This window comes from Streptomyces endophyticus (assembly GCF_035798155.1).
GTDB lineage: Bacteria > Actinomycetota > Actinomycetes > Streptomycetales > Streptomycetaceae > Streptomyces > Streptomyces endophyticus.
The window spans coordinates 35,278-56,424 of record NZ_JAOZYC010000166.1 but is presented as its reverse complement, the minus strand read 5'-3'; the positions used below and the strand labels follow the sequence as shown (position 1 = coordinate 56,424).

At 68.5% G+C, this 21,147-nt stretch carries 20 protein-coding genes; 14 read left to right on the top strand and 6 right to left on the bottom strand.

Annotated features, from left to right (window positions below):
• Nucleotides 1-438: 438 nt before the first annotated feature.
• From OKJ99_RS34370 to OKJ99_RS34335, 8 genes are all read left to right on the top strand, one after another.
• Nucleotides 439-675 carry a hypothetical protein gene (locus OKJ99_RS34370; protein ID WP_326022143.1) on the top strand — a complete coding sequence of 79 codons (237 nt, stop codon included), beginning with the start codon at nucleotides 439-441 and terminating at the stop codon, nucleotides 673-675.
• Nucleotides 676-904: 229 nt separating this feature from the next.
• Nucleotides 905-1,309, top strand: a complete 405-nt coding sequence (locus tag OKJ99_RS34365) for a hypothetical protein (protein ID WP_326022142.1) — start codon at nucleotides 905-907, stop codon at nucleotides 1,307-1,309.
• 59 nt (nucleotides 1,310-1,368) lie between these two features.
• A complete protein-coding gene (locus OKJ99_RS34360; protein WP_326022141.1) occupies nucleotides 1,369-3,273 on the top strand; it encodes an RIP homotypic interaction motif-containing protein in 1,905 nt (634 codons plus the stop codon).
• Nucleotides 3,274-3,864: 591 nt separating this feature from the next.
• Nucleotides 3,865-4,140, top strand: coding sequence for a hypothetical protein (locus OKJ99_RS34355; RefSeq protein ID WP_326022140.1), 276 nt, complete (start codon nucleotides 3,865-3,867; stop codon nucleotides 4,138-4,140).
• A complete protein-coding gene (locus OKJ99_RS34350; protein ID WP_326022139.1) occupies nucleotides 4,113-4,421 on the top strand; it encodes a hypothetical protein in 309 nt (102 codons plus the stop codon). Before OKJ99_RS34355 ends, OKJ99_RS34350 begins: the two co-directional genes overlap by 28 nt.
• 352 nt (nucleotides 4,422-4,773) lie before the next feature.
• Nucleotides 4,774-5,244 carry an FxLYD domain-containing protein gene (locus OKJ99_RS34345; protein ID WP_326022138.1) on the top strand — a complete coding sequence of 157 codons (471 nt, stop codon included), beginning with the start codon at nucleotides 4,774-4,776 and terminating at the stop codon, nucleotides 5,242-5,244.
• A gap of 324 nt (nucleotides 5,245-5,568) precedes the next feature.
• Nucleotides 5,569-6,192: a PH domain-containing protein gene (locus OKJ99_RS34340; RefSeq protein ID WP_326022137.1), complete on the top strand. Its 624-nt coding sequence runs from the start codon at nucleotides 5,569-5,571 to the stop codon at nucleotides 6,190-6,192.
• A 226-nt stretch (nucleotides 6,193-6,418) separates the two neighbouring features.
• Complete coding sequence (locus OKJ99_RS34335) at nucleotides 6,419-6,661, top strand: hypothetical protein (protein WP_326022135.1); 243 nt, start codon at nucleotides 6,419-6,421, stop codon at nucleotides 6,659-6,661.
• Nucleotides 6,662-7,063: 402 nt separating this feature from the next.
• On the opposite strand, the gene OKJ99_RS34330 is transcribed toward OKJ99_RS34335, so the two are convergent.
• The gene (locus OKJ99_RS34330; RefSeq protein ID WP_326022134.1) at nucleotides 7,064-7,819 is read right to left on the bottom strand and encodes an alpha/beta hydrolase family protein; all 756 of its coding nucleotides are present in this window, start codon (nucleotides 7,817-7,819) and stop codon (nucleotides 7,064-7,066) included.
• Between the two features lie 816 nt (nucleotides 7,820-8,635).
• Between OKJ99_RS34330 and OKJ99_RS34325 the strand changes: the two genes are divergently transcribed.
• Entirely contained in the window at nucleotides 8,636-9,277 is a 642-nt protein-coding gene (locus OKJ99_RS34325; RefSeq protein ID WP_326022133.1) for a chemotaxis protein CheB, read from the top strand.
• 433 nt (nucleotides 9,278-9,710) lie between these two features.
• On the top strand, nucleotides 9,711-10,601 hold the full coding sequence (locus OKJ99_RS34320; RefSeq protein ID WP_326022132.1) for a hypothetical protein: 891 nt from the start codon (nucleotides 9,711-9,713) through the stop codon (nucleotides 10,599-10,601).
• A gap of 333 nt (nucleotides 10,602-10,934) precedes the next feature.
• Here OKJ99_RS34320 and OKJ99_RS34315 read toward each other — a convergent pair whose 3' ends face one another.
• Nucleotides 10,935-11,135: a hypothetical protein gene (locus tag OKJ99_RS34315; RefSeq protein ID WP_326022130.1), complete on the bottom strand. Its 201-nt coding sequence runs from the start codon at nucleotides 11,133-11,135 to the stop codon at nucleotides 10,935-10,937.
• 464 nt (nucleotides 11,136-11,599) lie between these two features.
• Between OKJ99_RS34315 and OKJ99_RS34310 the strand changes: the two genes are divergently transcribed.
• Nucleotides 11,600-12,493 (top strand): RNA polymerase sigma factor, encoded by an 894-nt coding sequence (locus tag OKJ99_RS34310; RefSeq protein ID WP_326022129.1) that lies wholly within the window; start codon nucleotides 11,600-11,602, stop codon nucleotides 12,491-12,493.
• 347 nt (nucleotides 12,494-12,840) lie between these two features.
• A complete protein-coding gene (locus OKJ99_RS43825; RefSeq protein ID WP_407700821.1) occupies nucleotides 12,841-13,080 on the top strand; it encodes a hypothetical protein in 240 nt (79 codons plus the stop codon).
• Nucleotides 13,081-13,203: 123 nt separating this feature from the next.
• On the opposite strand, the gene OKJ99_RS34300 is transcribed toward OKJ99_RS43825, so the two are convergent.
• Nucleotides 13,204-14,397 carry an AlbA family DNA-binding domain-containing protein gene (locus tag OKJ99_RS34300; RefSeq protein ID WP_326022128.1) on the bottom strand — a complete coding sequence of 398 codons (1,194 nt, stop codon included), beginning with the start codon at nucleotides 14,395-14,397 and terminating at the stop codon, nucleotides 13,204-13,206.
• 322 nt (nucleotides 14,398-14,719) lie between these two features.
• On the opposite strand from OKJ99_RS34300, the gene OKJ99_RS34295 reads away from it, so the two are divergent.
• The gene (locus tag OKJ99_RS34295) at nucleotides 14,720-15,904 is read left to right on the top strand and encodes a hypothetical protein (RefSeq protein WP_326022126.1); all 1,185 of its coding nucleotides are present in this window, start codon (nucleotides 14,720-14,722) and stop codon (nucleotides 15,902-15,904) included.
• Between the two features lie 95 nt (nucleotides 15,905-15,999).
• Nucleotides 16,000-16,866 (top strand): TIGR02391 family protein, encoded by an 867-nt coding sequence (locus OKJ99_RS34290; RefSeq protein ID WP_326022125.1) that lies wholly within the window; start codon nucleotides 16,000-16,002, stop codon nucleotides 16,864-16,866.
• Between the two features lie 104 nt (nucleotides 16,867-16,970).
• On the opposite strand, the gene OKJ99_RS34285 is transcribed toward OKJ99_RS34290, so the two are convergent.
• The 3 genes from OKJ99_RS34285 to OKJ99_RS34275 all read right to left on the bottom strand — a co-directional run bounded on the left by OKJ99_RS34285 (nucleotide 16,971) and on the right by OKJ99_RS34275 (nucleotide 21,059).
• A complete protein-coding gene (locus OKJ99_RS34285) occupies nucleotides 16,971-18,098 on the bottom strand; it encodes an ATP-binding protein (protein WP_326022123.1) in 1,128 nt (375 codons plus the stop codon).
• 88 nt (nucleotides 18,099-18,186) lie between these two features.
• Entirely contained in the window at nucleotides 18,187-20,349 is a 2,163-nt protein-coding gene (locus tag OKJ99_RS34280) for a transposase (RefSeq protein ID WP_326022121.1), read from the bottom strand.
• Nucleotides 20,346-21,059 (bottom strand): TnsA-like heteromeric transposase endonuclease subunit, encoded by a 714-nt coding sequence (locus OKJ99_RS34275; protein ID WP_326022120.1) that lies wholly within the window; start codon nucleotides 21,057-21,059, stop codon nucleotides 20,346-20,348. Before OKJ99_RS34275 ends, OKJ99_RS34280 begins: the two co-directional genes overlap by 4 nt.
• Nucleotides 21,060-21,147: the final 88 nt, after the last annotated feature.

Below are 21,147 nucleotides of genomic sequence, written 5' to 3'. Positions count from 1 at the left end.
GCCGAACACGTTCGGCATGATCAGCCGCGTTCCCGAACCGGTGAGCGACACAATCACACGAGGGGGCAGCCGAGTTGAACTCCAACGGTGCGAGCGCGTACACATACGACAACAGGGCCTGCCGGTACAGCTCTTGGCTTCGACAACCACTGAGCTACCGAGGGGCCCTGTCTCCATGCCCACGACCCGCGACGATCACCCGATCGAGACTCCCGTTCGACGCACACACCTCAAGATCGGAACGACAACAACCACTAAGTGAACACGGAGCCCCCGTTCCGTCCACCGGCCCGACAGTGACCGTGGCCCTCATAGGGCACCTGAAGGTACGTCGGCGCAGCGGAACAGTTCCCGGGCCCCGGCCCCGTGCAGGACAAAGTCAGAGCAAATTGATGGCCCGTCACAAAATGATGGACCGTCCGTGAAACGATGCCGAGTATGGATGACGGTGAAGAGCGGCAGCTGAAGGACGCGATGGCGGCCCTGCGCGAGGCGGAGGACGACGTGGCCCGTGCGCTGCGCGCCTATCTCGCTCCCGATCCGGTCACCGGGCGTCCCGTGCACGGCAGGATCGGCCGTGCCGCCCATCTCACCGGCTGGGGCGAGCAGCGGGTCAAGGAGATCGCCAACCCGGCCCTCGCCGAACGGCGCCGGGCCAAGCGGGCCGACAGCTGATCCTCGGCCCGTAGGCCACCCCGACCCGCAGCTGATCGTGTTCGGGGCTGCCGTCCGCGGTGCTCTGGGCGAGACAGCCAGGTGCACCCCAATCAGTGCTTTACCGGCTGGCTCCATCCCTCGATCAAGAGGATCCGCGCCTGCCTCTACTTACGACATCATCCGAGGCTTATGGATCAGACTGACTGGATATGACGTTGTTGTCGGTCCTATGGTCCTGGGGGGAATCATGGAACCCGTCACGCTGATAGCGACGGCGTTGGCAGCAGGCGCGGCTGCTGGCACACAGGACGCTGTGTCCGAGTCGGTGCGCGGCGCGTACCGGCGTCTGTACGAACTGGTCCGGGGCCGGCTGACCGGGCGTTCGGGCGAGCTCGATGGAGCCGTGGAAGCGCAACGTGCACGGAACGCGTCCGACGACGACCCGGTGGCGCCCGAGTTGCGTCAGCTTTTGGTCCTCATCGACGCAGCCCATGACCAGCAGCTGCAGTCGTTGGCCGACGTGGTGTTGCAGCGGCCGGAGGGGCCGACGGTGGACACGTCCAACAGCAATGGCTGGAACGTGTGGAACAGCAACAACAAGGGCGTGCAGAACGGCCCGCACGGGTGGCAGCAGAACACCTTCAACAGTTGAGTGACGGCATCGGCGCAACGTTTCCGGCCGTCGCCGGTCGCGCTGGGGGAGGGGCAGGCATGCGGCTCCTGGGGTGGCTTCTCGTCGTGTTCCTCGCGATCAGGGTGGGCCTGTGGGCTCTCTCGGCAGTGGGAGACTGGTCGGTGGCGCTGGCGGGTTCCCTGGCGTCCTTCTCGCTGGGAGTCCTGGCAGATGTCGCCGTGTTCGGCGCCTACACGCTCGGCACGGTCGTTGCACTGGGACTGGGGCTGACGCTCGTCCACGGCGTCATCGCGTTCCGTGACCGGCGCGGCCGCAAGGGCCAGGCTGTCCGGCAGGCCCGCCCCGAGGCAGACATCCCCCCGCACACGCCAGCCCGTCGTGCCGCTCCCGCCCCTGCCAACACGGCTCCGACACCGTCGCCTCCGGCAGAATCGGGGAACCCGCACACACCAGCCCGCCGTGCCACCCCTGCCTCTGCCAACACCGCCGCAGCCCCTGCAGACGCGGGAAACGCGCCCGACCTGTCGCTCCGCCCCTATCGCCGCCGCCGGACCAGTCCGCCGCCCCGCGCCGTCGGCCTCGGCAGGTCTGACGACCACCCGCAGCCTCGGCCCTGGAGCGCCGGAACGAGCGCAGCCCGCCTTCGCCCGAACCCCCAGGCGCCAGCACCGAGTGCCCCCCGTTCCTCAACGGCTGTCCCCGGCCCGCCCGGCCGCCCAGCGACACCGGCCACGGACACCGCCGAGACCGCAGCACGGACACTGCTCATCCTCGGCTGCCGGGGAGTCCAGGCAGGCAATGACAACACCCAGTTCAACTCGTACACCTACGAGTTGCAGGAGCCGTCCATCGACTTCTCGGCCGTCCTCAGGAAACCCGAGGTCCGCGAGGCATTTGAACGTCTGATCATGGACCCGGAGAACGAGGAGCTGCGGGCCGCGGCGGAACAGGCTCTGCGGGCGGGCCGCTGGGGAAGGCCCGAGGTGCTCGACCTCGGCCCCCTGGACAGGGCCTCGCTGGCATCCGGCACCGACCGTGACCTCAAGACGATGCAGGGCTTCATCACCATACGAAACTGCCAAGGGGTCCAACTAGGCGACGAATGCTTTCAGTTCAACGACTTCCTGTACGTCTGCCGGCGGTCGACCGTGGACACCCACGCTCTGCTCAAGGGGTCTTCCAAGGTCGCGAAGTCGTTGACCGAGGCGGTCGTCCCCAACCCCCAGAGTTGGGGAACGGCCGAGAGCCTGAATGCCACCGTGAAGGCCGCGCTCCTCTCCCACGAGGCGGTCGCCGCGATCCCGGACCGGTCAGTCCGCGTCAGCCGTGCCACCAATACTGTGCGGGACCGCGACGGCGTCAGCATCGGCAGCCGTTGCCGGACCACCGAGTTCAAGTCCCTCACGGTCGAAGTACGCAAGCCGTCCCGGATGCCCGACGGTGTACTGAGCGCTTCGAAACGGTTGATCCGACAACGGCAGAAGGCTCTGCGTGAGACCCCGCACGAGGCCGCGCCGCTTCACGCACCTACGCCAATAGCCGCCCCACGGACCTGGACCGAACGCGCACGGCCACCACGTGTCCGTAGGCGCAGGCTCTCCCCGCCGAGCCGGCAGAAGCCACAGGCTGTCACCGCCGCCCCGGATCGGTCGGCCGACGTCAGCGCCGGCAACCGTCCCCCGACCGCCGAGTCCAAGTCCCCCACGGCCGAAGGGCGCAAGCCGTCCCGCATAACCGACGATGCGCTGAACGCATCGAAACGTTCGCCCCGCGAACGCGACAAGCGTCTGCGCGAGGCCCCGCACGAGACAGCGCCGCTTGACCCCACCACGCCACTAGCCGCCCCCAGGGACTCGGTAAAACACGAACCGTCAACGGATGCCTATTGCGAGGTGCTGCCCGACCCTGCGGACCTGCCGGAGTCACCGTCCGAATCGCCAACGCGGAGTTCGCCCTCAGCCGGACACGGATTCAGCCTGTAGAACGCCACCGCGAGCAGTCCGCCACGGCATACCGCAGAGGACGAATCCGGTTCCTCGACGACGCCTCGCGCGACCCGCACGGGGCGCTCGGCAGGCGGCCGGGTCGAAACCCCTCGCCGCGGTGGTGAGCGCAGACCGACGCCCCGGGCCGACCGGCCCAGCAGTTGACCAGCGCAATCTCACACCCGCCGTCTTCCCGCGCACTGTTGAGGGTCCTGCGCGATCGTGTGGGCCATCTGGCTGCGCGGCAAGGGTTGGCGCCGCGCCGCCCCCCTCTTGGGGTTTTGGCCCGGGATCCGCCGGATGGGATGTGCCCTCGGTGGCGGCCTGGAGGGCTGGGCGCGGTGGTTCCTGGCCGGCCGCGGTGTGCAGGGTGTGTGTCTTCGTCGCCTGTCGGCGGGGCCGGCGCGGGGTCCGCTGCCGCGCGGTCAATGCCTGCTTCGCTGGCGCTTGTTCACGCTCGGTGGTATCTGTGGGGGCCATGTGAGGACCGCGGCCTCGTGGTCTCGGAGGCCGCACCGTGCATGCGCGTCCGCGGCCCGCTGGCCGGCCCGGACCGCCTGCTCGCTGCCGGACGGAGCCCAGTTCCGGATGACCGCGATCCCGCCGCCCGGCGTCCCCGGTCTGCTCTCCCGCCGTGAACTCACGGTCCTCGCCGACTGCTCCACCCTGCTGGTCCAGGACGACGGCGCCGGCCTGGGCGAACCCGGGCCCGCCTGGTTCGATGCACTGGCTGAGAACTGGATCAATACTGTTCCCGGCGTATCGGCGTATCGGCGTATCGGCGTATCGGCGTGGTCGGCGTCGGGGCCGCCCGCCCTTTCGAGGTTCCCGTCGCCGTGGACGTGCGCCGCACGCCCCCGGTAGGCGGCACGGAACTGCAACGGGCCGGTCACGTCACGCAGGCCGGCCTCGCGCTGCCCTCGGGACGCCTGCTGATCTCCGTGCAGGACACCCGCGGCACGATTCCCCGCATCCCTCTGGCCCCCGGGAACTACGCCGTGCGGATCTGCTCGCACGGTCTGGACACCCTTTCGGGGGACGGTCTGGAGGGTGAGGACCGCTACCACGTCGTGCTCTGGCCCACCGGCGTGGAGCTGTCGGCCCGGGTCCTCAAGCGCTGCCCCGGACCGCTGCCCGGCGGCTAGTACTTGCACCGCTCGGGCCCGTACGAGCCCAAGCGGACAGGACCGCTGCCCCACAGGGCCTGACCAGCGCGTGATCCGACGCGCCGCCGGTGATGAGGGAGAAGACGTACGTCTTCGGTCCGTAGCGCCGGCGAGGAGTGAGCCCGTCGGGCGGTAGAGGACTGGGCGACTGCAGACCACGAAGGTCGTCTCGGTGCCGGCACTCCAGTGGAGACCAACGTCCCGGCAGGCCGGGACGTTCACCCCTAATAGGTGGCACGTACATGAATGAGTATTGGGGGTGCCGGTAGGGCTGATGCCGCTCCTCCGGAGGGCGGCACCCCTGCTGGCTCTTTCACGAAGGAGCAGCCCGATGGGCATGGGTAAGAAGGTCGTTCTCGGCGGAGTCGGAACACTGGCCGCGGTCGGCATCATGTCGGCCGTGGTCAGTGGCGGGGGAGACGCCGAGGCGGAGGGCAAGAAGGACAGCTCGGCCAGCTCGAACTCATCGGCCGGCAAGAAGAGCGACGACAGCCCGCTGACCTCGTCGACCAACCAGAAGAACGCGCCGAAGGACGACATCAAGCTCGGCGACGTCACCGTCGACGAAGTCGGCTGGGCATCCGTGCCGGTAACGATCACCAACCACAGCTCCGACACCTCCGACTACACCGTCGAGATCGAGTTCCTCGACGCAGGCGGCCAGCGCGTCGACACGGCCACCGTCATGGAGACCAAGGTCGCTCCCGGCCAGGTCGTCAACGCAGACGGCCAGGGCCTCAAAGGAGTCCCCGCCGACGTCACGGCAAAGGTCATCAGCGTCGACCGCTACGCCTCCCTCTGACGCACGACTGCCGCCATCAGGTCCTCTGCCCCAGGAGCAGAGGACCTGACACGTCTAGCGAAGAGAGAAGCAGACCAGGCAGCCGCAAGACCACTTGCACGGCTTCGGGCCCTGGTCGACTGCGTGCATCGATGGCGGCCCAGCGCTGCGCCGAGTGTGCGCCGCCGTCGAGAGCAGCGCATCGATCGCCCCCAGGGCGGCACGCCGCCGCGTTGCGCCCACACTGGATCCGGGACGAGCGGCGCCATATCCGGACCTTCACCCTGTCTCCTCGCACTCAAGTCACCCCACTTTGAGGCGTCCCCACCAGATCAAGGCACCGCTATGAGCAACTCCACCTGGAACAACGGAACCGTCCACTCCGGCGACGAACAGACGCTGTGGGACGTCAAGAGCCAGAACGCCACCGCTGTGGCAACGAGTGGCCGCGTCGCGCTGAAGTACAAGCTCACCACGCACTACCTCTACTTCGAAACCGGCGGAGTCACCGGTACAAAGCAAGAACAGGTTCCCCTCATCCACGTGCACGACGTGGATGTCAGCCAATCCTTGATCCAAAAGAGCCGCAAGGTCGGCAACGTCCTGGTCCACGTGGTCCGAGACTCCGGCCTACGGGAAACTGCGGTACTCGACTCGATCCCCGAACCGATTGCCGCACGCGACTCCATCAACCGCGCCGTGCACCAGATGCGCGGAGTGGTCCACCAGCACCGCAAGGCCGAACAACAGCAGCTCAATACCCACAGGTTCGACGTCACTCCCGGCAGCGCCACCATGCCGGCTCCGACGATGGCCGGCGTGCCCATGCCCCCGGCACAGCCTGCCGCCGACCAAGACCCCCAGGCGGTCATGGGTCTGCTGCGCCAACTCGGTGAGCTCCGTGATTCGGGCATTCTGACTGCCGATGACTTCGAGGCGAAGAAGGTCGAGCTCCTCTCCCGTCTCTGAACACGTCACACTTCCGTCCCGTGAGAGGTGGGACGCAGCGTTACCCATGGACGTGTGTTGTCCATGGCTCGGGCCGCCCGCCTCGACATCGACGTATACCCCTCTAACCATCCGTCCGGTACCGGCCGGTTCACGGCCGTGCCTGTCGCTGGACCGTCGAGTGCGGCATCAGCTGGCTCATGAGAAACCCGCCCGTTCACAGCTGTTCGACGGGAGAATCCACGGCATGGACGCAGGACTCGCCGCGCTGCTCGGCACCGCCATCGGCGGAGCGCTCGGCGATGGCGGCGTGCTCGGTGCGGCTTGGCTCACCGGGCGTCTTCAGATGTCCGCTCAGCACACGCAGTGGCGACTTGAAGGCCGCAGGGAGGTGTACGGGGTGCTCCTCTCTGCGGCTGTGGCCTACCTGGAAGGAGCTGCGACTGCGTCAGCCGCCGTTTCCATGGAGACGGCGGCTGACGACGGATGAGCGTGCAAAAGAGTTGTTGGACGCTCTGCACCGGTCGCTGCCCGCAGTCGCCATTGAGGGGCCCGAGGTCGTGGCCAGCGCTGCCAAAAGGCTGACGAGGGCGGCCGACGACATCGACGCCGCAGTCGGTCTCTACCTGCTCTCGGCAGCGCACGGCACGAGTTCCGGGAACAGGGTGGTTGAGGCTACCGGACTCCAAAGGAACCAAGAAGCACATCGATCGCTTCACCCTGTGTGCTCGGGAAGCCTTGGATTCGCCGAGCATCGTGTACAAGAAGGCCCAGGCCTGACCTCAGCGCCGAACTGTCCCGAGTGAGACGCCAACGTCTTCATTGAGTCCGGTGCTGAGGTTGTTCCATGAAGCGCCTGGCGGCGTTCATGCGGTGGTGTGGGGCTGTGTGGTCAGGGTTGTGGTTGGTCGAGGTACTGGTCGGCCCAGGCGCTGATGATGTGCGCGGCGCGCTGTGCCTGCCCCCGTGCGGTGAGCAGGTGGTCGGCGCCTTCGAGGGAGATGAAGCTGCGGGGGTGGCGGGCTTCCTGGAAGATTTCGGCGGCGTTGTCGATGCCGACGGTGGTGTCGGTGGGGGAGTGTGCGACCAGCAGTGGAAGGTCCAGCTCGCCGATGGTCTCGCGCAGGTGGGCCTTGCGGACGTCTTCGACGAAGGCGCGTTTGAGGACGAGGGTGCGTCCGCCGACGAACCATTCGTGGGAGCCCTCGTGGAGGACGCGGTCCAGGACGGAGTCGTACTGGCGCTCGACGTGGCTGGGGTCGACGGGTGCGGCGATGGTGGCCAGGGCGCGCAGGCCGGGGATGTGGGTGGCGGCGGCGATGGCGGCGGCGCCGCCCCAGGAGTGGCCGACGAGGAGGTCGACGGGGGTGCCGCGCTCGGCCATGTAGGCGGCGGCGCGGATGGTGTCCTGGACCTTGACGGTGAAGGAGCCGTCTCCCCAGTCGCCGTCGGAGTCGCCGATGCCGAGGTTGTCGAAGCGCAGCATGCCGATGCCTTCGCGGGCCAGTTGTTTGCAGACGCGGGAGGCGGCGGGTGAGTCCTTGCCGAGGGTGAAGCCGTGCGCGAAGAGTCCCCAGCCGCGGACCTCGCCTTCCGGCAGGTCGATCACTCCGGCGAGTTCGGGGCCGACGACGCTGGGGAATCTCACTTTTTCTTTCATGTGTGGTGCTCACCTAGGCAGGAACTGATCGGGGGACAGGGGGCGGGGCGGACGCCGGCCGGCGCCGCTGCGGGCCGGTGAGCAGCATGCCATGTACTGATCACCGCTTTCGACTGGCCGGACGCCGGCCGGGCCGGGGGAGGTTCCGAGGCGGGTGCGGCGGGGCCGCGCGGGCCCGGTGGACGCCGCCCGTCCTATCCGGGGGCATCGCGACCTCACCCGGGGCATCGCGCCCTCATCCGGGGGGCATTGCGCGGTCGGGGGGCACGGTTGTGCCGGGGCGGGGAATGGGCGGCGGCTGTGGTGCGGGAGCGCGCAGGGCGGGTCGGGGGGGGGATTTCTTCGGCGGCCCGTGGCGGGGTGCTGGCGGGCTGGGCGTTCGTGTTCCGGCACGACTGGCAGCATGACTGGCGTCGCGTCAGGCAGTGCGGTTGTCCCGGGAGGTCTGCCGGACACGAGCGCCGGCCCGGCCCGCCTGCCGGCTTGATCGGCAGCCTGTCCGCCTGGCGGCGTGACTCGTCACAGTGCCGCCGTGCGGTGGCCCCGGGGGGGGAACGTAACCGGGGGCACGGGCGCCGGCCGGCCTGCCACGCGCTGATCGCCGCTTTCGACAGGTTCGGACGCCGGCCGGGCCGGGGCAGGTCCCGGAGCGGGGGGGCATGCCGGGTTCGCGGGCCGGCGGCTGTCCTGCGGGACCGCGAAAGGCACCACGCAGGACGGGGGGCGTGGCCGGCCCGGCCGCGCCCCCCCTCGTCCTGCGCGTGGCTGATCTCGCAGGCGGGCGGGCCGCGTTAGTCTCCTTGTGTGCAGGAAAGCCGCAGCCTCCGCGTCGAGGACCGGTGCCGGTGGGCGGCGGTGCTGATCGCTTCTTCCGCCGGGGGTGTGCAGGGTCTGAGGACGCTTCTGGGCGGGCTGCCCTGCACGCTTCCGGTTCCGGTGCTGGTGGCCCAGCATCTCCACCGCTCCCGTGAGACCCGCCTCGTGCAGATCCTGGCGCGTTCGACGCCGCTTGAGGTCGGGCTCGCCGAGGACGGGGAGCGTCCGCGGGCGGGCACGGTGTACATCGCCCCGCCCGACCGGCATCTGTGCGTACGCGCGGGCGGCGGGCTCGCTCTCACCCGTGAGGGGCGGGTCAACTCCGCGCGTCCGGCGGCCGATCCGCTCTTCGAGTCGGCGGCGAAGGAGTTCGGTCCCCGGGTGATCGCGTGCGTTTTGACCGGCGCGGACGGTGACGGTGCCCGCGGGGTGGAGGTGGTGAAGGCGCACGGGGGCACCACCGTGGTGCAGGATCCGGCGACGGCCGACTTCCACGGCATGCCCGCGGCGGCGGTCCGCACGGGGCGGGCGGACTTCGTCCTGCCCCTCGAGGAGATCGCGCCGGCCCTCACCCGGCTCCTGCGGCACGGCGCCGGCACCCTGCCCGGACCGGACCGCCCCGGGGCGTAGGCGGCGAGAGCGCGTGTGCGGGGGCGGTGCGTGCCGGGCGGGCGGCGACGGCGACGGCGACGGCGACGGCGACGGCGACGGGGGGTCCGACGCCGGTGGCGCCCGCGGGGCCGGTGGTGGGGCTGAACGGCCCGTCCTGGCCGGTGGTGGTCTCATCTCGAATGCGGCGGCCTGACTGGCTCGTTCGGGCAGCAACAGTGTCCGGTGGCCGGTGGTGGCCGGTGGTGGCCGGTGGTGGCGGAGGGTGTGGGGCCGAACGCCCGTCCTGGCCGGTGCTCTCTTCCCGGGTGCGGTGGCCGGGCTCTCTGGTCCGGGTGGCAGCGGTGTCCGGCGGCCGGTTGTGGAGGCGCCCGCTCGTCGCGTGGGGCGGTGTCCGTCACGGCTGCCCCAACGGGGCTCCGCGCCGGGGGTGTTGTGCGCGACACTCTGCGGGATGGATGAGCCCAGGAGCGCTGAGGCCGAGGCGGAGCACCCTGTGCTGGGGCGTCATCGCCGCACCTACCGTCCGCCGCGCCGGGGGCCCTGGGCGTATGTGCGCCTTGTGCTGCGGCTCGTGCCCTTCTGCGCCCTGGTCTTCCTCCTGGCGGTCCTCTTCGGCACGTTGTTCACCTGGGGGGATGATCCGGCCGCGGCCCAGGTGCCGGCCGTGCTGGCGCTGGTGGGGCCGCTCGCGGTGAGGGGCCTGTGGCACCGGCGCCACGCGCGCGTTCAGCTGCGCCTGTACGAGGGCGGGGTGCTGGCCGTCGCCTCCGGCGGCCGGGAGGCCGTCTATCCCTGGGCGTCGACGATGCTGTTCACGGACGGCGCGCGACGCTACAAGCTCGCCAACTCCGGGGGCACGGTCATCACGCTGGGGGCGGCCGACCGCGGCCCGCTGCTGAACGCGACCCGCATCCGGGGCCTGCGCACCGCCACGTTGATCAAGGGCCTCCAGCTGCCGGACGAGGACGAATGGGGCCCGGCGATCCGGCAGGGCGTGCGGGAGGCGCTCCTGGCGCCGGCCACCGCGGCGGTCCGCGGCGGCGCCGACGTGCCTTTCGGGGTCCTCGTGGTGAGCCGGGACGGGCTGCGGGTGCGGCGCCGGCGCGGCCGCGACGACGTCACGTCCTGGCAGGACATCGTCTCGATCACCGTCACCGACGGGGGCGGCCTGGAGGTGTCCTCGCGCGGCCCGGACTTCCCGACCCACTACGCGATACCCCAATACCGGGTCCCCCATCTCGAGGTCCTCCTCGCCATCGCCCACCACCAGCGCACCCACTGGACGCCGGCGGCCCCTGCCCCGCTGTGGGTTCTCAGTTTGTGGCAGGTCCTAGCGTTGTGATCTCGACCCGCTGCCTGTAATCCCGTAGTTGTTTGAGATTGATCTTGCATTTCGCAGAAGCGTGCCCTGGCCTGCGGTGACTACATCATCCAAATGTGTGGCCATGGCTCGCCGTTGTGCTGAACTGCAATCCCTTGGAACTTTGAGATTCCCCGGTCCTCTTGAGAACCTCTGTGGATATTCCCCCGGAAGTCGTTGGGTTCTCGGTGTTGGCTAGCGCTGTTGGCAGAGACGGGTCGGCGCACGCCGGGGCTTCCAGCTGTGACCCTGAGCGCCCGCGGAGGGTCGTCTGGAGAAGCTCCGCGGGCAGCACTTGCAGAGGGAAGCTGGACGTCAACTGCGGGAGACCTTCGTCCACTCAATGAGTTTTTGCAGGACCGACAGCAGTGCTTCATGCCGCGACGGTGGAAGAAAGATCCAAGTAAGGAATGTGGGCGCCATGAGCAGCACCACGAGTACCACGGGGAGCAGCCGCAGTGCCATCAACAGGTAGCGCGGACTGATGGACTCCAGAATTGCGAGGACCGGTGCCACTACAACTCCCTCCCCGTAAGGCACCTTGGCATGACATCCGCCACACGAATGTACCGGCGCCTGCCACTGGAAACATCCTTCACTCCATGTCCCTTCCTGTTGAATTCGCTCGTCGGAACGGTCCGCCCCGGCAGATGAGTTGGGAGCCGGCAAGCCTCTTCGTACGCCTGTTCTCTGGGCTGGTGGAAACGCCACAAGGGCAGGCGCGCCAACTGGTTGTCGTGCCGTGAGCGGTGCGGCATCGTGGGTTCTCCGGTGGTTTGTAGTTTCCAGGTCATCCCGGCGGTTGCCCGGTCTATAGATGTCCCATCACGCGACTTTCCACGGACTGACCAGCGGTGATGAGTACCAGAAAAATCACACACGGAATCTTCTCTTTGTCCGTGGACTAGAGGGCAGCTGGGCATCTAGGAGGCGCGCAGCACGGGCGCGCACCACTGTGAGCCTGGAGAGGGGGGCCAGGCATGGGGGCCGTGGAGGGGGCTGAAGGGCGGCAATCGCTCGTTGATCTAAAACCCGAAGACCAGCCGCACGACGGCAGCCTGGACGGCTCGGAGGTGATGGGCGATGGCACCCTCGTCGCGGACTCGGCGGCCGGGCCGGGCATGCTCCAGGGCCAGCCCGAAAGCGTGCTGTCCGGGAAGCACAAGCAGGAGCCCTCGATACAGGACGACGAACGCAGGGCTGCCGAGGGTGCCGACCGCATCGAGGCGGATCGGGTGCTTGTGGAACACCTTCGCGCGCGGGGGTTCACCGGCCCGTCGTATCAACAGTTCGAAGCGGCGCTCGTCGACTACGCGCTTCCCGTGCTGAAGGGCTGGATGCGCACCGGGGAAATCTTCAGAAAGTGCCGCGAGTATGGGCGCCCGGTCCGGGCGGACGAAACACTGGCGCGCTGGGAGCGGGACGAGCAGGAGGAGCTGGCCGCGCTTACGGTGGCTCACGCACTGAAGCAGTTTCGGGATCGCGCGCTCATCGCAGAAGGGTGGCGACCCACTGGTGGGGCGAGCATCACCACGTACTTTGTGGGTGCTTGCGTCCTCCAATTCCCCAATCAGTTTCATAGCTTGATGAGTGAGAAGCGGCGGTGGGAGGCCGGCGTGTCCAGCGCCTCGGCTGATGACCCCACCGGCCAGCCGCCTTTTGACGACCCCAGTCACCTGGCGGCCCTGCGCGATGAGGTCGACCAGATGCTTGGACTCTTGCCGCCGGAGCTGCGCAAGGCGGCCGAGATGATCCGCGACGGTTACACCCATGCGGAAGCCGCTAAGGCGTTGGGTATAACCCCAGGAGCATTGAGCGAACGGTTCCGCAGGATCCGGCCGCGAGCCCGCGCGACAGTGAGGAGGCCGGCATGACGGACAACCCGACATCTACGGGTGCCGCAAAGAAGCGGGTCCGTCGCGACGCGCAGCTTCAACGCGAAGCTGCGGGCACCCTTCCCCCGGAAGGTGCGCCGTACTTCGATGAACTACGGCGCACAGCCGCCCTGATAGAAGCCTCGTCGCTGGGCGCATCTGCATTGTTGGAAGATGACGTGCGTACAGTCTTGCGGCACCGGCAGCACTTGGAGGACCAGGAGCGGTCGATGACCCGCCTTCTGGAGGACCTCGCCGAGGATCCGGACTCGGCTCAAAGCGACTCCCGCAACAAACCCCCGGAAGCGGCGGGAAACAAGAGTGTCGTGGCCGGGACACCGCAGGCCCTGCCGCGCCCGGTCCAGAACGGGAGAACCCCCTTCGGGGCACTCGCCGAACCTGGTCCGGCCGACGCGAGCGAGGTGCGCCGCCTCCAGCAGCGGATCCAGGAGCTGGAGAGCGAACTGGCCAGAATCCAAGCAGAGAACGATGCGCTGACAGCAGCCGCTTCGCACGAGTCGCTACTGGAAGACATGGACACCTCGAGCGGCGAACGGGAGCCGATCTCACACGGCAGCAACCGCTAGGACCTGTCGTCGACATGCCTGAGCAGGGCGGCGTGGTGTGAGCAGCCATCGTGAACCGACTGAGGAGAAATCGGAGCCACTCGAGCCGCTGACGCCCCGTGCGGCCCTTGGCCCGTCTCGACCTCAGATACCGAACTGGGCCAGGAGATCACGGTGGAGGAGGTCGGCGGCGCCGCTTGCTTCCGTGTCTGATCCGGCGGGGGAGAGCACGGCGTGCACGGGCTGGGTGTGGTGGGAACGCCGCGAGTACTCGGGTACGCCTTCCATGCCGTGGCCCCAGTAGGAGGCTGTACTGGCTTCCAAGGGGCGGGGTCCATGCGGGGCGACGAGGGTGACGGTGAGTTGTTGCGTGGAGTCGAGGCGCAGCTCGCGCTGATGCTCTTGTACGAGAGCGACGATGTCGTAGCAGCAAGATTGCAGGAGGCGGTCGGAGACGGTAAGTGGCTGGGTGGCATCGCCTGGCTCGGCGTCTCTCCCACGAAGCCACTGGCTGATCGCGGCGACAACGGTTCCGTCGTGATGGAGCTCGACCAGGACCTCGCGGTTGAAAGGCAGCTCAAGTGTGCTGCACACCCAACGGCGCAGCCCAGGGCGGGGGTTGTACAGCGTGTCACCCATGCCGTGCAGGGCGGCTGGCACACGCTGCCCTGCAAGCAGCCGGGTTGTGCGGTCCTTGGCCCTCGTCAGCACGCCACGTGCCTGGTCCCGGTCCGGCTCGAACGCCCCGCGGGGCAGCGGGCGCTGGGGGCGGGAGACTGCCACGAGCCAGGCCGCAGGCGTCGGACTCTGCGCGCTGATCGACTGGACGGTGAAGTCGAGGTGCCGCTGGATCTCGTGTTCGGCCAGTCCGACGCGGGCAAAGCGTTCACGGTAGGCGCGCTCAAGCTGATGTTCCGCCATCCAGGCCGTGTGGTCGTTGGCCCGATAAGGGGCGACCGCAGCCTGCTGCTCCTTGTCGCGGGCCGCCGTGCCATAGACGAGGTGCGGTGCTGCCTCACTTGCCGGTACGTCGATGATCAGTACGGTCTTGCTGCCGTCGGTCAGCTCGACCATGTCGAGATCGGGGAGGTAGGGGTGCACGTGGTTGCGTATCCATTGGCGGTACTGCTCTGTGTTCGCACCGGCGGGCACACCGACAAGCTCGATGGTCTTGTCCTGAACCCCGAAAACCAGAAGCCCGCCACGCGTGTTCGCCATCGCGGCCACGTCCTTGGCCAACTCGTTCCAGCGGCCTTCCCGCGGAGGCTGAGGCAACTGCTCCTTCCAGTCCAGGTCGTCGAACTCCGGCAGCTGGCCTTCTGTCGCGCGGCGCACCATGTCGAAAGTGAGAGGCCCGGGCTCGGCCCCAAGGTGCGCGTGGATTCGTGTCCATGAACGTGTCATACGCGCACAGTAGAAACTCTTCTCGCGGTATGTCAGAGATTTGTCGGGTCCCCGGGCCTTGCTGCCCAGGCCCACTGCCTTCGGGCGGGCGCTGCAGGGGGGCTACCGCCCCAGGCGAAACGGCTGAGAGCACTCGGAAGGATAACGAGGAGCCGATGTCGGTGCCCGGTGACACCATCAAGGCCGTACGGACAGCTGGGGCGCCGCATCGCACACGACACCGCAGTCGCCCTCAACGAGCAGCTCGGGAGATGGGATGGACGTTGCCGCGGAATCGGCCCGGCTCAAGACGGCCGTGCCCTCGGTCTACCTGGACCAGTGGGTGTGGGTGCGCCTGACGCTCGCGGCAGGCGGCGCCCCGCGCGAGCCGTCGGACACGCAGGTTCTCGACGCCGTGCGCCACGCCGCCGAAGCAGGTGTCGTCTTCCCACTGTCCGCTACCCACTACCACGAGACAACCCGGATCACGCACCCCCGCCAACGCACAGACCTGGCGCGCACGATGGCGTCGATCTCACACTGCCGCACGCTCTGTTCCGAGCGGATCCTGCTGCGCGATCAATTCCTTGAAGCCATGCACATGAGCTTCGGTAAGCCGGCCTTCCGGCGCACACCACCCCAGCCCCTGGGCATCGGAGCAGGGTGGGCCTTCACCGGGAAGCGTCTGCAACTCCACCTGCGCCGAGCCACCCACATCGTCGACCCCGCCACCTTGCCGGAAGGAGTGGCAGACGGCTTCCGCCGGGCCACCCAGTACACGGAGTACCAGCTCCTGGCCGGACCCCAGGACGAAGACGTACCCCACCTGCGTCAACTGGGCTACCGGCCCGAGGAACTCGAAGAGGGCCGCCAGAGCAGGCTGGGTTGGGAGACGTTCTTCGCCGACCTGCTGGCCGAAGACCCCATCAGTGCAGCCGAGCTGCGCGTGCGGGTCCAGGCGCGCGAGATCATCCACGAACACCTCAGGCTGCTGACCGAACTGTGCGCCGAGTACCGCATGGACCTGCTCCAGGCCACCGGCGTGGACCCGGCCCGCCCCAAGGCATCCCGCGGCCGCATGACCGCGTTCGTCGACAGGGTCCCGTCCGTCCGCGTTGCCGTGGACGTGAAGGCTCACCGATTCCGCAACGCGGCCAAGGAATGGGACCTCAACACGGTCCACGACATCGACGCGGTGAGCCTGGCCGTGCCCTACTGCCATGCCGTCGTCCCCGACCGGGAGATCGCAGATCTGCTGGGCCGTTCGAAGGCCGGCCCGCGCAACGGTACCCACGTGCTGCGCGGCCTGCGGGACCTGCCTGGTCTCCTGGCCGACCTGACCCGCACGGCGGCGGCATCGCCCCACCGCGTCAGCGACAAGGACTGGATGGGGCAGGGCGAGGAGTTCTGCATGACCATGGAAGATCTCCAACGCCACGGAACCACGCCCGCCAGCAGCTGACGTCTGTCGCCGGCGTTGTCAGTGCGGCGTGCTTGAGTGAACGCGAAGCACACTTGTGTTTGCGAGACAGGCCCGACCGCAGGAGGACTTGCCACGTGGCAACGTACAGCCCCGACTATCTGAAGCGATTGCTGGTGGCCGTCGAGAAGTTCGAACAGGCTTTTGAGCAGTGGATGCAGACGCAGATCGAGTTCAATCATGCCGAGTCGCGCGGCTTGTTCCCCACCGTCAGGACCAAGGGCGGGCAGGATCAAGCGACCGTGCAGCGGCTTGAGCTGGATGTTGCGGAGGCGGCAGGCGGGGCTGCCAGAGCTGTCCACATCACAGGCGCGCAGATAGGCGTCGCCGGTATCGGAGCCGTCGACCCCGTTGCGAACTGGGCGCTCATGTCTGAGCCGAAGGCGCTCGTCTCCCCGAAGGATGTCCGGACCACGGCGGCGACGGTCCGCGGCCGCCTGAACGCGATGATCCTCGAGTCGGAGGCGGCAGCAGAGACGGCGCTACCTGCCTTCGCTCCGGCTCAACTGCACCCTGTGGTCTGGTCGGCTGCAGCGGCGCACTGGACGACACACCAGTACCGGGTCGCGGTGCGCGAGGCCGCGGAGGCACTCACCGTGCACTGGAAGACCCGCCTCGGCCGCTACGACGCGGACGACACCGTGTTCTGGCAGCAGACGCTCTCCGCGGGCGAGCCCCAGGAAGGCAGGCCCAAGCTCGTGTGGCCCGGCGATCCTTCCAGCAAGACCACCAAGAGCATGCGGGGCGGGCTGGAACCACTGGCGAAAGCCCTCACCAATCTGGCGACCGGACTCAACCTCACGGTCAGGAACGTCACCACACACACTCGCAACGAACTCAGCGAGCAAGAAGCCATGGAACGACTCGCTGCCTACAGCTACCTTGCCCGGCTGCTCGACACCTGCGACGCCCGCCATGCCGGTGATACGGCCGAGGCGGTCTGAGCCGCCGGAACGCCAAACTTGAAGACGCAGCCGGCCGAGGCGCACGAATCCGACAGCCCCCGGGGGGGGGGGCGACCGCGAAGCAGTCCTGCGTCCATCTGCCGTCAGCCGCCGATTTCAGTGTCCTCCAACAGCCCACGCGTGATGTCCTCGCTGCCCTCCTCGATGGCTGTCATGGCCGCCTGACAGAGCAGTTGGGACAGCAGCTTGAAGTAGCCGCCGGTGCGCTCATGCAGGTACTTCGCCTCGCTCACCAGGGCGTGCGGGGTGAGGTGGTGCAGGGCGAGGTCGTCTTCGAAGCTGCGCAGGATTTTCGGCCAGGTCTCCTGGTCGCCGGCGTAGAGAGGGATGGGGTCGAGCCAGGTCACCGGCAGCCGGCTGGGGTCGACCTGGGGGAGGAGCCGGTGTTCCTTGCCGCCGTTGTCGGTGAGGACGGGAGCGCGCTGGGACAGGCCCTTCATGACTTCCCCGGCGTGAACGGCTTTGTCCTGGGCCGCTTGCAGGATCGTGCGGGAGCCGGTTCCGCAGAAGATCGTGGTGATGCCGAGCTTTTCCCGCAGCTTCCCCAAGTAGAGGAGAAAGGGCACGAGCTGGTCGGGGTGGATCCGCTGCAGGCCGTCGACCAGGAGCAGTTGGGTTGAGCGCATCTCCATGACCCGCCACACGGGCTGGGAGAGATCCGGGGTGCGCCGCGGCTGCAGCAGCTCGTTCAGGTCCTTGGGCGCGGGCGTCAGCCCGAGGAAGTCGGCGATCTCCCAGACCCAGTTCAGTACATTCTCCGGGTCCTGGGGTGCGGTGATGTGCACGACCGGGATGCGGTCCTCGTCGTCGGGATACCGGTCTTCTACGGATCGCTGGAAATCCCGGCCGATGACCCGCAGCAGGAAGGTCTTGCCGGTGCCGGGCGGCCCGTCGATGGCCCGCTCCATCAGCCCCTCGCGGCGGTTGCCGTTGGCCAACAGCAGCCGGTGCGCCTTCAGCAGTGCCCTGTCGAAGGCCGGATGGGAGACCAGCCGCAGGTGCGCGTGGTAGCGCAGACGGGCGTCGTCGGACAGGACCGGGGTGCCGGCCGGAGCGAAGTTGGCCAGGTCGGGGCGCTCGATCACTTCGTGCACGTAGTTGGTCCAACCTTGCAGTGTGAAGACCCAGCGGGGCGCCATCGGTGCGGCACGTGCCTGGTCCAGGATCTGACGATCGAGTTCTGCGCGGGTGGAGGCCTTGGGGTTGGGCATCACGTGACGTCCTCCTTGACGAGGTGGTCGAGAGGCAGGACTTTCGGCTGGTGAGGGGACTCGAAGGCGCGGCGTGCCGCCGCCGGGGCTACGCGGTGTTCGGGGCAGGGGGCTCGGTGTTGTCGCCGGTGGGCGGAGGCTGGGGGCTTTCCCGGCCGGCGAGGGGCAGCGACGGGTAGGCGCTGACGGCATCGACGTCGACGGATACCCCCGCGTAGGGGTCCACCGGTGCCGCGGGCTCCGAGGCGACCTCCAGCCCCTGGAACGGGATCTTGGCGGTGGCCTTCTGCGTCTTGCTGGGGCCCTTGTGCAGGCCCCGGTGGAAGGCGCGGACCGCCTTCACGATGGCCAGTTGGTCGTCGCGGCGGCCCCCGTTTTCCGCGACCACCGCCGTGCCCTGCTCCCAGTGATCCTGAGTCCAGAGGTGGGTGAGCAGCCGCCGGTGGATGAACTCCACCTCGATCCATTCCTGCGTGTACACGTGGTCGTAGAGGTGGGCGACCTCCGGGTGGTACGGGTTGTAGCGGGCCTCGAAGCGGTCGTTGTGCTCGGCGAGCCCGGAGCGCTGGTCGATGAGCATCCGCATCCGCCAGTCGCTGCTCTGGTAGGTGCGGTTCTCGATGGTGATGCCGATGTCGGTGATCTTGACGTGGGCGGGGATGAGGAGCTTGCGGGCTTCCTCGGTGGTGATGGGCCGCGGCCGGTAGCCGGCCAGGGGCATCAGCTGCGCGTACATCTCGTTGGGCGACAGGGTCAGGCCCGGGGTGAAGGGGCTGCGCAGCCCCTTGTGCGGGGTCTGCTGGTAGTCGAGGGCCACCCACTGCTCGGCCATCTCCTGGAGCGTGTTGATGGGGTACAGCGGGCCCTTCTCGATCCCCAGGCCCCGGCGGGCGAACCCGGTGCCGGTCCAGCCGGCGACGTGCTGGCTGAACCGGTTGCCGATCGAGCGGAAGAACCGCTCCTTGAGGGGCTTGTCCGTCGGGGTGTCCTTGCGCGCGTACTCGATGGTGATGGCGAGCATGTCGCACACGTCCTCGAAGTGCTGGCTCAAATACGGGCTGCCCTGGTCGATGATGACCGTGCGCGGATGAATGACCGGACGCGCCGCGACCGCCCGGGCGAATCGCTCGTCCGCGGCCCGCAACTCCTCCAGCGGCAGCGCGGAGTTGGCGGCCAACGCCAACAGATCCCAGTCCGAACGCCAGGTCAGTGGGGCGAAACACTGCGCCAGCAGCAAGGTGAGGTCGTAGGCGCGCGTGGCGCGGCCGCCGACCCGTTTGCCCGGTGGCCCCTCCCCGGTGATCACCGGGACGATCATGACGGCGCAGTTGGAGCGGGACGCGACATCGATCGCCGACGTCAACTCGGCAGAGATCACCGATGCGTCGTCCCCGAGCGCCTTGACCTTCAGCGGGGAGGTGTCGATCTGCACCACCTGGCCGGGCCGGAACGCATGAGAGGGCCGGTACGGGCGAGCCGGTTTGCTGGCACGCCGGGCCCTTTGACGGGTCGTGGCCGCCAGGTGCTCGGCGAGCCCCGTGTCGGCCATGCGCCGGTAGAACGAGGCCCGCGCGAGCAGCAGACGCTTCCGCTCGTCCGGATCCGCCAACTCCTTCCGGTAGCGCTTCTCGATGACATCGACCACTTCCTCGAAGATGGCCTTGCCGTCCACGTCCGACCCACGACTGTGCGACATCACCACCTCCCGCATGACCTCGATGACCCGCGGATCCGTGCGATGGCCGCCCGAACGCCCCCGCCGCTCGACGAAAACCAGCGGGTTCTCGTTGGCGCGCTTCCATTTCAAGCGCATCGACTCCAGCGTCTTCGCGCTGACCTCGATACCCGCGGCCGCAAGCTCCTGCGCCTTGCGCGCATAACGCTGCTCCAGCGTCGTCTCACTCGGTTCGTAGCCCGCCCTGGGCGTGCTGCTCCCGGGCAGGACACCCGTGTCCAGCTCCACCATGTGCCGGTGCAACCTTTTGGCTTCCTTGCGCTCGGCCTTGGACGGCGAGTCCATCAGCGCAGGCAGGGGAGTTGCCGGCACGGGTCGGCCGTCGGAGTCCACCACGGCGAACCCCGGCGCGGAGACCAGCGCGCTGTACAGGACCTCCACCGGCAGGCGGGCCCCGTCCGCCAGCAGCAGCACTTCAGCCCCTTGGATGGCGACCACCTGATAGGCGACCTCCTGCCACAACACCCGGTCACCCAGGCGCACGTGCCCCGGAGTGAAGGCCTCTGCGCCACTCACGCGGCATCCCCGGCCAGCCGGGCCAGAGCCCACGGCCCCAGCGGCCGGTCCCAGTGGACGGCCAGGCGCCGCTGCCACACCAGACGGTAGGCCAGATCCGTTGCCAGGGCCGTGGGCACTCCGCTGTCCAACACGGCCTCGCGGATCGGCCGTTCGCGGTCGAAGGCCGCCTCGAGCGCCGCCTGCTCCCCGGCCGGGATCCTCACCGGCTGCCGGTAATCGCCCGCCAGCTCCAGATTCTCCAGGTACACCCCCTCAGGCACCCGGCGCACCGACACCTGCCAGCAGGCCGCCGCGGCGACACCGCGCAAAACCTCCAAGTCCTCCCGCCACTGCGGCCCGCACTTGTCCGGCTCAACGATCACCGCGTGCCGCGCCCCGTCTACGGTGCGCACCATGAAATCCGGGCGCAGGCGGCGCTTCCCCCGCGCTCCCTGCCACCGCAGCTCGACCGGTTCGCCGCCGATCCAGGCAATGTCCGGATCGAAGTCCAGCTCGAGTGCCACCCGGCGGCGGCGCAACGACCCGCACACCACATGACCGCCCGTGGTCGCCGACCACCACTTCGACAACTTGCCCGGACGCCCGTGGTAGGCCACCGGATCGGTGGGCGGCAGACGCTCCTCCAGAGGCATCCCCACCAGGTCAGCCGATGCCGTCGATACCAGCTGTTCCTGCTCGTTCAGATGATGCACCGTGACCACCCGCATCCCCCTCCACGTGGTGATGACAGATGACCACCACGGTGAGCGACATGCCCGACGAACCGTCGACACGTCCTCCTCACGAGGGGCGTGG

Coding starts and splice junctions, on each gene's coding strand:
- OKJ99_RS34370 (WP_326022143.1), top strand. CDS start 439: ATGGATGACGGTGAAGAGCGGCAGCTGAAGGACGCGATGGCGGCCCTG.
- OKJ99_RS34365 (WP_326022142.1), top strand. CDS start 905: ATGGAACCCGTCACGCTGATAGCGACGGCGTTGGCAGCAGGCGCGGCT.
- OKJ99_RS34360 (WP_326022141.1), top strand. CDS start 1,369: ATGCGGCTCCTGGGGTGGCTTCTCGTCGTGTTCCTCGCGATCAGGGTG.
- OKJ99_RS34355 (WP_326022140.1), top strand. CDS start 3,865: ATGACCGCGATCCCGCCGCCCGGCGTCCCCGGTCTGCTCTCCCGCCGT.
- OKJ99_RS34345 (WP_326022138.1), top strand. CDS start 4,774: ATGGGCATGGGTAAGAAGGTCGTTCTCGGCGGAGTCGGAACACTGGCC.
- OKJ99_RS34340 (WP_326022137.1), top strand. CDS start 5,569: ATGAGCAACTCCACCTGGAACAACGGAACCGTCCACTCCGGCGACGAA.
- OKJ99_RS34335 (WP_326022135.1), top strand. CDS start 6,419: ATGGACGCAGGACTCGCCGCGCTGCTCGGCACCGCCATCGGCGGAGCG.
- OKJ99_RS34320 (WP_326022132.1), top strand. CDS start 9,711: ATGGATGAGCCCAGGAGCGCTGAGGCCGAGGCGGAGCACCCTGTGCTG.
- OKJ99_RS34310 (WP_326022129.1), top strand. CDS start 11,600: ATGGGGGCCGTGGAGGGGGCTGAAGGGCGGCAATCGCTCGTTGATCTA.
- OKJ99_RS34300 (WP_326022128.1), bottom strand. CDS start 14,397: ATGGTGCGCCGCGCGACAGAAGGCCAGCTGCCGGAGTTCGACGACCTG.
- OKJ99_RS34295 (WP_326022126.1), top strand. CDS start 14,720: ATGGACGTTGCCGCGGAATCGGCCCGGCTCAAGACGGCCGTGCCCTCG.
- OKJ99_RS34285 (WP_326022123.1), bottom strand. CDS start 18,098: ATGCCCAACCCCAAGGCCTCCACCCGCGCAGAACTCGATCGTCAGATC.
- OKJ99_RS34275 (WP_326022120.1), bottom strand. CDS start 21,059: ATGCGGGTGGTCACGGTGCATCATCTGAACGAGCAGGAACAGCTGGTA.